The following is a 12,211-nucleotide window of genomic DNA, read 5'->3' as shown; positions in this document are numbered from 1 at the left end:
GCGTGCCGCCGCGCCAAGCGATATCGACCGCCTGGTCCAGCGCCTGCCCGCCGATGGCACGCCGGCCCGTGGCCAGCCCGCCACCACCCAGGCCGCCAGCAGCGCCCTGCCCGAAGTGGCGGTCAGCAGCCTGCCGCCGAGCGCAGCGCCGGTGCGCAGCGCCGCCATCGCTCCGGTGGCCGTGGCCGCTGCCGCCCCGCGTGCGGGCACGCCGCCGGTCCGCAGCACGCCAGCCGCCACCCCGTCGCCGACGCTGTCGCAGCAGGTGGTGGGCGCGGTGATGGTGCAGGTGGCCAGCTTCTCCAGCCGCGACAACGCCACCCGCGCGATGGGCCAGCTCAACGCCGCCGGCATCGTCGGCGCGACCATCAGCGACATCGCCGCCGGTGGCCGCACCCTGTTCCGCCTGCGCGTACCGGCCAGCGACCATGCCAGCGCCGCGGAACTTGTCGGCCGCATCGCAGGTCTCGGCCTGGGTTCGCCGCAGATCGTCAAGGATTGATCCGCCCGGGCCGGTGCTGCCGGCCCCTGTCACACCGGCCTTACAATGGTCGTTCGAACCACCCTCCATTCTGGCCGTCCCCTGGAGCCTGCAGTCCAATGAATTTTCGTTCCGCCGCCACCGCCCTGGCCGCCACCCTGGTGGTTGGCCTGGCTTCCGCCCAGACGCCGCTGCCGACCCCGGCCACCCCGGCGCCCGCTGCCGCCGCCGCCCCGGCTGTCGTCGCCACGCCGCCGGCCCCGGTGCCCAGCACGTCCAAGGCCTGGATCCTGATGGACTACGCCACCGGCCAGATGCTGGCGGGCGAGAACGTCCATGAACAGCTGGCCCCGGCCAGCATCACCAAGGTGATGACCTCCTATGTGGTCGCCGCCGAGGTCAAGAACGGCAAGGTCCGCGCCGATGACCAGGTGATGATGAGCGAGCGCGCCTGGCGCGAAGGCGGCGCCGGCACCGACGGCAGCTACAGCGGCTTCCCGGTCAACCAGACCGCGCGCCTGGAAGACATGGAAAAGGGAATGGCGATCCAGTCCGGCAACGACGCCGCGATCGCCCTGGCCGAGCACGTGGCCGGCAGCGAGGAAGCCTTTGCTTCGTTGATGAACAGCTACGCCGCCAAGATCGGCATGAAGGACTCGCACTTCGTCAACGCCCACGGCCTGAGCGCCCAGGGCCACCACAGCACCGCCTATGACCTGGCGCTGCTGGGCCGCGCGATGGTGCGTGACTACCCGGAAACCTACGCCTACAACAAGGTGAAGGAATTCCAGGTCGGCAACATCAAGCAGCCCAACCGCAACCTGCTGCTGTGGCGCGATGGCAGCGTGGACGGCATCAAGACCGGCCACACCTCCGAAGCCGGCTACTGCCTGATGAGCTCGGCCCAGCGTGGCGACCAGCGCCTGATCGCCGTGGTGCTGGGTGGTTCTTCGGAAAAGCAGCGCGCCGATGACAGCCTGGCCCTGCTCAACTGGGGCTTCCGCTTCTTCGAAACCCACCGCCTGTACGAGCCGGGCAAGGCCGTGGCCGAGCACAAGGTGTGGAAGGGTGCCACCGACAAGGTGCAGCTGGGCGTGGCCCAGCCGATGCTGGTGAGCGTGCCGCGCGGTCGCTACAACGACCTGAAGCCGAGCATCGATGTGCCCAAGACCCTGGAAGCGCCGTTCACCGCGGGCCAGCAGATCGGCACCGTCAAAGTGACCCTGGATGGCAAGGTCGTCGCCGAAGCCCCGCTGGTGGCCGTGGCCGCCGTCGAACAGGCCGGCTTCTTCAAGCGCCTGTGGGACAGCTTCTGGATGTGGTGGGAATCGGAATGATCCACGCCCCGGCGTGGTGAATGAAAAGGCCGGCGAAAGCCGGCCTTTCTTGTTTCGCGAGGATGCTGTAGTGCCGGCCGCTGGCCGGTTCCCCGTGAACCCATCCGTACATACCGGGAGCCGGCCAGTGGCCGGCACTACCATCAGCCTTAAATCGAGCGGCTGATGGTGAAGCTGCCGAACACCGGGGCTTCGCGCTGGCCGTTGAACTCGCGGGTGCTGTGGTAACGCGCCATCGCGAACTTCCAGCGGCCGCGCATCACCGCGATGCCGTAGCCGCCGTAGGCCACCACGTGGCGCTTGTCGACGCTGTGGCTGTCGCGGAAGGTGTTGCCGTCCAGGGTGATATCGCGGATCACCCAGGCTGCATCGGTGGTGGCGAACAGGTGCCACGACCAGCCGCTGGGCTTGCCGCCGCGGGTCGGCGCGGTGTTTTCACCGGCCGGGCGCAGCGGGGTGCTGCCGAAGTCGTCGGGCAGCTTCCAGCCGAAGCGCACTTCACCACCGAAGTTGGCCTTGGTTTCCAGGTTGCCGATCGAGCCGCCGTAATGGCTGATCGCATCCCAGCCCCAGCCGCCGGCATTGACGCTGGCATCGCCCGGCCAGCGGCGCATGCGCTCGTGGGTGTACATCACCACCGGCTCGTTGTGCAGCTGGTTGTCCCAGCCCTGGAATTTCTCGTCGCCCAGCAGGTCGTGCACCGCGTTCTGCACCTGTTTGCCCTGCGCCCATGGGCCGACCACGCCCAGCGTCAGCAGGGTGGTCTGCAGGCGGTCGCCGCGGCGGGCGTTGTAGCCGAAGCTGGCCACCAGCACGCCGGCATACGGCCGGTCATCCTCGATCAGGTCCTTGCGGGTGAAGTCGGTGGGCGTATAGATGCCCTGGCCGAGGCTGAAGATCATGTTCTGCTGCTCGAACTCACCCGGGTGCAGGCGCTCGAGATGGCGGTTCACCCAGCGGGCCAGGCGCGGCAGGCAGGGGTCATCGGTGTAGTCCACCAGGTTGGGCGAGACCAGGGTCAGCTGGGCGCCGTTGGTATAGCCCTGGTCCTGGTCCTTGGCGCCGAACAGGTCGTTGTCGACGCGGAAATTGACCTGCGGCGGGTGCTCACTCATTGCATCGGATCCGCACAGCGCGGCGGCATGGGCAGTGAGGGGCGGGGCGGCGGCGATCAGTCCGGTAAGCCCCAAGGCGGCGATTGTACGCATGGATGGGATGATTCTCGGCAGGAGAGAAGGAGGAAGCATTTTTATGCAACGGCACGGTACTCCTCCCCGTGTGATGGAACGAGGGTGTGGCGTTCACCGGTGTGTTCCAGCGCCGGGGCTGGCGGGAAGGCTGCCTCTTCCGGGCGCGTTGTGGTCGGATTCGACCTGCTCTATGCTCTGCGCGGGCGCCTGGGGAGGCGCCGCCAGGACCCGGTTACCAACCCTTTCTCAACCATGGATTGTGCTTTGCCGACGGCAGGGCACTGGACGACTGAAATGAACAGATCAAACGTGCTCGACCACGCGCTGGCGTGTGTGCTGGTGGGCGTCAGTCTCGCTGCTGTCAGCGCCCCGGCGTCTGCCGGTCTGCGTGATGCTTTCGGCGGAGGTCGCGCCTCGGCGCAGGATCAAAGCAAAAAAGGACAGGCCGAAATTCCGGTGTGCGCCAAGCCGCTGGGCACCATTGCAGTGATCGAGCCGGAAGATTCGGTCAACTGGTGGACCGGCCAGCAATTGCCGGCGCCGTCCAAGCTCATCAAGGTCTTTGTCAATAAATCCAGGTGCTTCACGCTGGTCGACCGCGGCGTGGGCATGTCTGCGGCGCAGTCCGAACGCGCGTTGGCCGCTGAGGGGCAGCTGCGTGGTCGTTCCAATATCGGCAAGGGCCAGATCCGTGCTGCTGACTACGTACTGGTTCCGGACTTGATCTCGCAGAACAGCAACGCGAGCGGCAATGCGGTGGGCGGCCTGATTGGCGGTCTCATCGGCGGCAACGCCGGCAAAATTGCCAGCGGTCTGAACCTGCGCAGCAAGACCGCCGATGTGACCCTGACCCTGACCGATGTGCGCTCGTCCGAGCAGGTTGCGCTGGCCGAGGGCAATTCCAAGAAGACTGATCTGGGCTGGGGCGCCAGTGGTGGCCTGTTTACCGGCGGTGGCCTCGGAGCAATGGGCCTGGGTGGCTACACCAACACCGAAATCGGCCAGGTCATCACCCTGGCCTACCTGCAGGCCTATACGAACCTGGTCGGCGAGCTTGGTGGTCTGTCCGGCAACCCTGCCGCGTCCAATGTCGCCCAGGCCGTGACCATGCTCAAGCCCGGCCGCCTGCTTGCCAATGCCAAGGGCACCGGCGCACCCGTGCGCGCGCTTGAGCCGGGCATGCTGCTGTATCCCACCGGTGTGAAGGAAGGCTCCATGTGGGAAGTGGAAGACGAAATGGGCAACAAAGGCTGGGTCAATTCCACCCTGATGGAACTGGCCAAGTAAGCACCGGGCCCGCTGGCCCAGCGGCCAGCGGGTCGGCCCCGTCCACTGGCCCGGGTGGGCCGGGCTCTTCAGGGCGGGGACTGCAACCCAGCAGTCCGCCGGTGCGCGCTCTGGCTTTGATGAATACTCTTGGGTTTGTCGCCCTGCGGCCCGATAATGGGTCCATGGAAATCAAGTCCGACAACCCCGAACACGGCTTCCAGTTCCCCGGTCAGTTCGAGCTCAGTGCCATGGGCCCGGCCAACCGTGGCCTGGAGCAGGAGCTTCCCAGCCTGCTGAGTGCTGCAGGCGTCGATGTGGTGAACGAGCGCATCAGCTGGAAGCATTCATCCAACGGCAAGTACGTCTCGGTGCGCCTGGTATTCCGGGCCGAGAACCGCGAGCAGTACGACGTGGCCCACCAGGCCCTGCGCGACCACCCGGAAGTGAAGTGGACGGTGTAGCCACCCACTGCGCGGCCGAACCTGCCCCCGGGCAGCGTCCGGCCCGTCCTGCGGTGGTGCGCGACCTCGGCCGCCAGGCCTATGAACCGGTCTGGCGCGCCATGCAGCGCTTCACCGACCAGCGTACCGACGACGACGCCGACGAATTGTGGGTGGTCGAACACGATCCGGTGTTCACCCGCGGCCAGGCCGGCAAGGTCGAACACGTGCTGGCGCCGGGCGATATCCCGGTGCTGCACGTCGACCGCGGTGGCCAGGTGACCTACCACGGCCCCGGCCAGATCGTGGTCTACCCGCTGCTGCGCCTGCCGCGGCTGGGCATCGGTGTGCGCGACTATGTCTGCCGCATCGAACAGGCCCTCATCGACACCCTCGGCGAATGGAACATCGGTGCCGAGCGCCGTGATGGTGCGCCGGGCGTCTATGTGGGCGATGCGAAGATCGCCGCCCTCGGCATCCGCGTCCGCCGCGGTTGCACCTTCCACGGCCTGGCCTTCAATGTGTCGATGGACCTGGAACCCTTCCACCGCATCAACCCCTGTGGCTATCAGGGGCTGCAGGTGACCTCGGTGGTAGACTTGGGAGGCCCGTCCGGGATGGACGCCGTCAAGCCGGTGCTGCTGGACCATCTGGCCCGCCAGTTTGGCCTTCTGCTGCAGCCCACGCCCGAACTGCCCGATCTTTCTGCGGCCGCCTGACCGCCCCCCGGAACTGCCATGACTGAGACCACCGCCCGCACCATTCCCCTGCAGATCGTGCAGGCCGAGCTTCCGTCCGCCGCGCCGCTGCAGGTGGGCGTCAAGCAGATGGGCGGGGACAAGATCAACCGTTCGCCGGTGCAGTTCGCCGACGCACCGGTGCTGCGCAAGCCGTCCTGGATCCGCGTGCGCATTCCTTCGGGCAATGCCGTGCAGAACCTGAAGGCCAAGCTGCGCGAGAACCGCCTGGTGACCGTGTGCGAGGAAGCCAGCTGCCCGAACATCCACGAGTGTTTCAGCCACGGCACCGCCACCTTCATGATCCTGGGTGAGGTCTGCACCCGTCGCTGTTCGTTCTGCGACGTGGCCCACGGCCGTCCCAAGCCGCCGGATGCCAATGAGCCGGCCACCCTCGGCCAGACCGTGGCCGACATGGGCCTGAAGTACGTGGTGGTGACCAGCGTCGACCGCGATGACCTGCGCGACGGCGGTGCCCAGCACTTCGTCGACTGCATCACCGCCATCCGAGAGAAGTCGCCGGGCACCCGCATCGAAGTGCTGACCCCGGACTTCCGTGGCAAGGGCCGCATGGAGCGCGCGCTGGAGATCCTGGCGCAGAACCCGCCGGACGTGTTCAACCACAACATCGAAACCGTACCGGACCTGTACCGCAACGTGCGCCCGGGTGCGGATTACCAGTGGTCGCTGACCCTGCTGAAGAACTTCAAGGCGCAGCACCCGTCGGTGCCGACCAAGAGCGGCATCATGCTGGGCCTGGGCGAGGAGTTCGAGCAGATCAAGGCCACCATGCGCGACCTGCGCGCGCACGACGTGGACATGATCACCATCGGCCAGTACCTGCAGCCGACCGCGCACCACCACCCGGTGCTGAAGTACTGGACCCCCGAGGACTACAAGGCGCTGGAAGACTACGGCTACGAGCTGGGCTTCAGCCACGTGGCCTCCGGCCCGATGGTGCGCTCGTCGTACCACGCCGACGTCCAGGCCAAGGGCGCCGGCGTCCGGTAAGCGGTTGCGCGATGCGCGCTACCGCTTCCCACGATGCGCTGTGCACATCGTGGGCCCCGGCTTACCACCACCCACACCCCCGCCGCTTCGCAGCCGCCCCCTGACTCAGGGGGCTCTCCACCCGATGCCATCGGCAATCTGACAGCCGGCGTCTCATGAGGCAGGTGCGGACCGTTGGTCCGCACGCCTTGCCCTGCATTCACAATTTGCTACACCGGCCCCGCTAGGCTGGATTTCCACCGAACGCGGCCGGGTGACAAACACGGCAACTTTCGGCACTGTCGTGGTGTCTGAACACCCTGCAGTCTCCCCCTTGGCAAGGCGCCTTCGAGCACGTCCATGAAATTCAAAGCCCCCGCATTCCTGATGGCCCTGGCGCTGGTCGCGCCGTTGGCGCTGGCGGCCAAGGCCGACTCGCCGGCGCTGCCGGCGGCCGCGACCGCCGACCAGGTCACCACCTCCAAGCTGGTCTACGGCCTGCTGTCCGACAGCCGCTACGCCTACCGGCCGCGCGCGCTGGACGAGGCGACCTCCAAGGACGTGTTCAAGCGCTACCTGGAAACCCTCGACGGCGGCAAGCAGTACTTTACCCAGGCCGACGTGACCCGTTTCGCGCCGTTCCAGGCCGGCATCGCCAACGCCATCCGTGGCGGTGAGCTGGAGCCTGCCTTTGAAGTGTTCGCCGTCTACAAGCAGCGCGTCGGCGAGCGCGTCGGTTACGCACGCAAGCTGCTGAAGCAGGAACCGGACTTCACCGCCGACGAGCGCTTCGAATACGACCGCAAGGACGTGCCGTGGGCGGCCAGCAACGCCGAGCTCGATGAGCTGTGGCGCAAGTCGGTGAAGAACGATTGGCTGCGCCTGAAGCTGGCCGGCAAGAAGTCCGACGACATCCGCAAGACTCTGGACAAGCGTTACGCCACGCTGGAAAAGAGCGTCAACGAGCTGAAGGGCGAAGATGTCTTCCAGTTCTTCATGAACGCCTACACCAGCGCCGTCGACCCGCATACCGACTACTTCACCCCGCGCACCGCCGAGAACTTCAACCAGGCGATGTCGCTGTCGCTGGAAGGCATCGGCGCGCAGCTGCAGCGCCAGGACGACATGGTGGTGATCCGCGAGATCATTGCCGGTGGTCCGGCCGCCGTGGACGGCACCCTCAAGCCGGGCGACCGCATCGTCGGCGTCGGCCAGGGCAAGTCCGGGCCGGTGGACGATGTGATCGGCTGGCGCATCGATGACGTGGTGGCCAAGATCCGTGGCGCCAAGGACACCCAGGTCCGCCTGGAGTTCATCTCCGCCGAGGACGGCGTGGACGGCAAGCACCACACCCTGCTGCTGACCCGTCAGAAGGTGCGCTTGGCCGAACAGGCCGCCAAGGGCGAAACCATGACCATCCCGGGCAAGGATGGCCAGCCCGAGCGCAAGGTGGGCGTGATCAAGCTGCCGACCTTCTACCAGGATTTCGAAGGCCGCCGCCGCAACGCTGCCGACTACGCCTCGGCGACCCGCGACGTCACCAAGCTGCTGGCTGGCTTCAAGGCCGACAAGCTGGACGGCGTGGTGCTGGACCTGCGCAACAACGGCGGTGGTTCGCTGGATGAAGCCATCGAACTGACCGGCCTGTTCATCGAACAGGGCCCGGTAGTGCAGGTGCGCGAATCCGGTGGCCGCGTCACCGTCAACAGCGACCGCAACCAGGGTGTTGCCTGGGACGGCCCGCTGGCCGTGCTGATCAACCGTGGCTCGGCCTCGGCGTCGGAGATCTTCGCCGGTGCCATACAGGATTATGGCCGTGGCCTGGTCATCGGTGAAACCAGCTTCGGCAAGGGCACCGTGCAGAACATCGTCGACCTGGACCGCTGGCCGAGTGGCGAGACCCAGCGCTTTGGCCAGGTGAAGCTGACCATCGCCCAGTTCTTCCGCATCAGCGGCAGCAGCACCCAGCACAAGGGCGTGGTGCCGGACCTGGCCTTCCCGGCCAGCGTCGATGCGACCGAATTCGGCGAAAGCACCTACGACAACGCGCTGCCGTGGACCCGCATCGCTGCCGTGCCGCACACCCAGTACGGCAACTTCGCGCCGCTGCTGCCGAAGCTGGAAACGCGCCACGAAGCCCGTATCGCCACCGACAGGGAATTCCAGTGGTGGAACGAGGACGTGCAGCAGTTCCGCACCGAGGCGGCGAAGAAGTATGTCTCGCTCAACGAAGCCACCCGTCTGGCCGAGCGTGAGCGCCAGGACAAGCAGCGCAAGGACCGCCAGGTCATCCGCAAGGAACTGGGCCTGGCCCTGGACCCGCTGGCCGATGACAGCAGCGATGACGGCCTGACCGGCAACGAGCGCGACATCGTCAAGGATGCCGCCCGCGAGAAGGCCGCCGAGAAGCGCCCGGACCCGCTGCTGCGTGAATCGGCCTCGATCCTGTCTGATGCGGTGAACCTGCTGGAAACCGACCGCCCGCTGTCGGCCCAGGTGTTGCCGCAGTCCACCGGCGCCGGCCGCTGGGCCGACTGACCCGCCGCTGACGTGAAGTACCCCACGGGGCCGGCACTGCCGGCCCCGTTTGTTTTTCCGGTAGCGCCGGGCCATGCCCGGCGGGCGTCGATGAACCGGGAGCAACGGGGGCGGGGGCTTCGACCTGGCGCACACGGCCCCGGGTCTACCCTTGGGGCTTCCGTTCTCGCAGGAGTACCCATGCGGGCCTCCCGTCTTTCGCTGTCCCTGCTGGCCGTGGCCAGCACCCTGGTCCTGGCCGGTTGCGGTGGCCGTGCTGCCGACAACAGCCTGCTGCGCGAATCCTTCGATTCGGGCGACACTTTCTCGCGCACTGTCGACGGCCGCCCGGCCGAGGCATGTGAGGCGGCACGACGCACCCTGCTCAGTCAGGGCTATGCGATCGCGCGTGCCGACGATGGGCAGGTGGAAGGCAACAAGAACTTCCAGGTACGCGAGGACGACCATGAGCAGCTGGTGCTGCGCATTTCCTGCGCGCCCCGTGGCAGCGAGCAGGCGCTGGTGTTCGTCAGCGCCGTGCAGGACCGCTATGCGCTGAAGAAGAGCCCGACCTCGGCCAGCGTCGGCGTGGGTGCGCTGGGCTCGGTGTCGCTGCCGTTCGGCAGCAACGACGATTCGCTGGTGAAAGTTGCCAGCAGCACGATCACTGATTCCGACTTCTACCGCCGCTTCTTCGACCGCCTGCACCAGTATCTGCCGGCGGCCGCAGCGGCGAAGCCGACGCCGACGCCTATGCCCGCCCCGCAACCGGCGGCGGTGCAGGAGCCGGCACCGGCGGCTGTGCCTGCCCCTGCGCCCGCGGCGCCGGCCACCCCCAGACCTGACGAGCCAGTCCCGCAACCCGCGGCCGAACAGGGCTGACGATGAAGGTCAGGGCGCTGGGGTTGGCCCTGCTGCTGGGCTGGCCCGTGCTTGGCAGCGCCTCCACCGGCGCGTGCGCGCAGGGCCTGCTGCAGCGGCTGGGCTGGCGCTTCGAAACTGCCACGATTGAAGCGCCGAGCATCCACGGCGGACCGGTCTGCACGCGCGCGTCGCTGCAGGCCGCGCAGCAGGCCGGCGACCTGCAGGTGCGCTGGCCGGCGTCGATGACGGACGACGCGCGGCAGGACCTGTTGCAGCGTCTGCTCGACGACCCGGCCACGCTCTGCGCCTACACCTTCGAGCTGGGCGCAGCGGCGCAACGCGCGGCGCAGGCGCTGCAGGACAACCCCGGGTTCCGCTTCAGCGGCCTGCAGCTGGGCTGGATCGGTTTCGGCGCACGCGGCGCGCCTGCGCAGGGCTGGCAGAACACCCGCAGCTTCGGACGTGGCTACACGCCGCTGACCGGCAACAGCCGTGCGCTGGATGCGTTCTACACCGGCAGCGTGCGCGCCGAATGTGGCGTGGGCCGCCAGGTCGCACAGCTGGCCACCCAGCGTGAGCTGTACGGCGATGCCGCCTTCGATGCCGAATTCGCGCCCGGTGAGTTGTCGATCGGCACCCTGCTGGGCCTGCACGACACCGACAGCATCCTGCTCGGCACGCGAGCCGGTGAGTTCTTCGCTGATGGCAAGGCGGTGCGCACCGCAGCGATGGGGCGCACCGCCTTTCTCGGCGTGCCCGGTTTCATTGAACACGTGGGCGACGTCGCCACGCTGGACGACCTGAGCAACCAGGCCGAGAATTTCATCGTCGTCGACGTGGGCGCAGACGCGGCGCAGGCGCTGGCCACGCACGGCGGGCTGGCCTGGTACGACCAGCGCAACGCCGAGATCTGGACGCTTGCGCAGGGCATTCCGCGGCTCGGCCGCCGTTACTTCGAACGCCTGTTGTACGAACGCGACCCCGGCCTGCGCGCGCAGCTGCAACCGCGTTTCCAGGCCACGCTGGCGCGGATGGACCAGCTGCTGGACGATCCGTTCTACCAGCAGTTCGTGATCTATGTGCACCCACGCGGTATACGTCCCATCGGTTACCACATCATCCGCCTGCTCGACCGCAACCCACGCACGTCGTTTTCCATCGACCTGGCGTTGCACAATCTGCATACCACGCTCTTTCGGCGTTGGCGCGAGGCGCAGCTGCGCCACTGCGCGGCGACCGGCCGGCCAGGCAGCCTGACCCTAGACTCCAACTGAAGGTGAAACAATGGACATTGCAATGATCGGCCTCGGCCGCATGGGCGCCAACATGGCCCAACGCCTGCATCGCGGCGGCCACCGCGTGGTCGGCTACGACCCGGGCGAAGGTGCCCGCCAGCGCGCCGCCGAGGCCGGCCTGGAGGTCGTCGATTCGCTGGCCGCGGCGGTTGCCGCGCTGCCGGTGCCGCGCGTGGTGTGGCTGATGGTGCCGGCCGGCGAGACCGTCGACCAGACCCTGGGCCAGCTGACCCCGCACCTGGCTGAGGGTGACATCGTCATCGACGGCGGCAACTCCAACTACCAGGACTCGATCCGCCGCGCCAAGGCGCTGGCCGAGGATGACCTGGGCTACGTCGACTGCGGCACCAGCGGTGGCGTCTGGGGCCTGCAGGAAGGCTACAGCCTGATGGTCGGTGGCGAAGCATCGGTGGTCGAACAGGTCGCGCCGCTGCTGCGCACCCTGGCACCGGCAGAAGACCGCGGCTGGGGCCGTGTCGGCCCGTCCGGCGCCGGCCACTTCACCAAGATGGTCCACAACGGCATCGAGTACGGAATGATGCAGGCCTATGCCGAAGGCTTCGCGCTGATGGAGCGCAAGCAGGAGATGGAACTGGACCTGGCCCAGGTGGCCGAAGTCTGGCGCCACGGCAGCGTGGTGCGTTCGTGGCTGCTGGACCTGAGCACCGAAGCACTCAAGCGCAATCCGTCGCTGGATGGCATCGCCCCGTACGTCGAGGATTCCGGCGAAGGCCGCTGGACCGTCGCCGAAGCGATTGCCCTGGACGTGCCCGCACCGGTGATCACCCTGTCGCTGCTGGAACGCCTGCGCTCGCGCGAATCCAATTCGTTCACCGACCGCCTGCTCTCGGCGATGCGCAACGAATTCGGCGGCCACGCGATCAAGAAGTCGTAAGCCCCGCAACGGGAGGCCGCAGAAACACATTCCGATCGATACCACGTCATCCACGCATGGCGTGGCTCTACCGTGTCGACCAAGGTCGACACCTACCAGATCCGATCCCGTGCCGACCAACGGTCGGCACCCACCAACAGCACCCACCAAAAGCACCCACCATCAGCAGCAGGTTCCAACAGCCTGCAGGAAACTG

Annotated in this window: 11 protein-coding genes; 10 read left to right on the top strand and 1 reads right to left on the bottom strand. The window is 67.4% G+C overall.

The features are described from left to right. A partial coding sequence (locus tag NQ204_RS01375; RefSeq protein WP_256642855.1) for an SPOR domain-containing protein occupies nucleotides 1-502 on the top strand: 502 nt, incomplete at its 5' end. 98 nt (nucleotides 503-600) lie between these two features. Further along, the gene (locus NQ204_RS01370; protein WP_116865054.1) at nucleotides 601-1,818 is read left to right on the top strand and encodes a D-alanyl-D-alanine carboxypeptidase family protein; all 1,218 of its coding nucleotides are present in this window, start codon (nucleotides 601-603) and stop codon (nucleotides 1,816-1,818) included. Between the two features lie 149 nt (nucleotides 1,819-1,967). On the opposite strand, the gene NQ204_RS01365 is transcribed toward NQ204_RS01370, so the two are convergent. Beyond that, complete coding sequence (locus tag NQ204_RS01365; protein ID WP_256642854.1) at nucleotides 1,968-3,026, bottom strand: lipid A deacylase LpxR family protein; 1,059 nt, start codon at nucleotides 3,024-3,026, stop codon at nucleotides 1,968-1,970. 276 nt (nucleotides 3,027-3,302) lie between these two features. Between NQ204_RS01365 and NQ204_RS01360 the strand changes: the two genes are divergently transcribed. The 8 genes from NQ204_RS01360 (at nucleotide 3,303) to gnd (ending at nucleotide 12,015) form a co-directional block, all read left to right on the top strand. Continuing rightward, nucleotides 3,303-4,295, top strand: coding sequence for a CsgG/HfaB family protein (locus tag NQ204_RS01360; protein ID WP_116865056.1), 993 nt, complete (start codon nucleotides 3,303-3,305; stop codon nucleotides 4,293-4,295). A gap of 164 nt (nucleotides 4,296-4,459) precedes the next feature. Continuing rightward, the gene (locus tag NQ204_RS01355; protein ID WP_116865057.1) at nucleotides 4,460-4,738 is read left to right on the top strand and encodes a DUF493 family protein; all 279 of its coding nucleotides are present in this window, start codon (nucleotides 4,460-4,462) and stop codon (nucleotides 4,736-4,738) included. Continuing rightward, nucleotides 4,726-5,436: a lipoyl(octanoyl) transferase LipB gene (lipB, locus tag NQ204_RS01350; protein ID WP_256642853.1), complete on the top strand. Its 711-nt coding sequence runs from the start codon at nucleotides 4,726-4,728 to the stop codon at nucleotides 5,434-5,436. Before NQ204_RS01355 ends, lipB begins: the two co-directional genes overlap by 13 nt. Before the next feature lie 18 nt (nucleotides 5,437-5,454). Continuing rightward, nucleotides 5,455-6,465 carry a lipoyl synthase gene (lipA, locus tag NQ204_RS01345; RefSeq protein ID WP_116865059.1) on the top strand — a complete coding sequence of 337 codons (1,011 nt, stop codon included), beginning with the start codon at nucleotides 5,455-5,457 and terminating at the stop codon, nucleotides 6,463-6,465. A 339-nt stretch (nucleotides 6,466-6,804) separates the two neighbouring features. Continuing rightward, nucleotides 6,805-8,982, top strand: coding sequence for a carboxy terminal-processing peptidase (locus NQ204_RS01340; RefSeq protein ID WP_116865060.1), 2,178 nt, complete (start codon nucleotides 6,805-6,807; stop codon nucleotides 8,980-8,982). Nucleotides 8,983-9,162: 180 nt separating this feature from the next. After that, complete coding sequence (locus tag NQ204_RS01335; RefSeq protein WP_116865061.1) at nucleotides 9,163-9,843, top strand: DUF2242 domain-containing protein; 681 nt, start codon at nucleotides 9,163-9,165, stop codon at nucleotides 9,841-9,843. Nucleotides 9,844-9,845: 2 nt separating this feature from the next. Then, complete coding sequence (locus NQ204_RS01330; protein WP_256642852.1) at nucleotides 9,846-11,099, top strand: hypothetical protein; 1,254 nt, start codon at nucleotides 9,846-9,848, stop codon at nucleotides 11,097-11,099. 10 nt (nucleotides 11,100-11,109) lie between these two features. Continuing rightward, nucleotides 11,110-12,015 carry a phosphogluconate dehydrogenase (NAD(+)-dependent, decarboxylating) gene (gnd, locus tag NQ204_RS01325; protein ID WP_108747384.1) on the top strand — a complete coding sequence of 302 codons (906 nt, stop codon included), beginning with the start codon at nucleotides 11,110-11,112 and terminating at the stop codon, nucleotides 12,013-12,015. Nucleotides 12,016-12,211: the final 196 nt, after the last annotated feature.

It is taken from the genome of Stenotrophomonas testudinis (genome assembly GCF_024499815.1).
Taxonomy (GTDB): Bacteria; Pseudomonadota; Gammaproteobacteria; order Xanthomonadales; family Xanthomonadaceae; genus Stenotrophomonas.
Note: the sequence above shows the minus strand (reverse complement) of the source record. Positions and strands in the feature narration are given on the sequence as shown.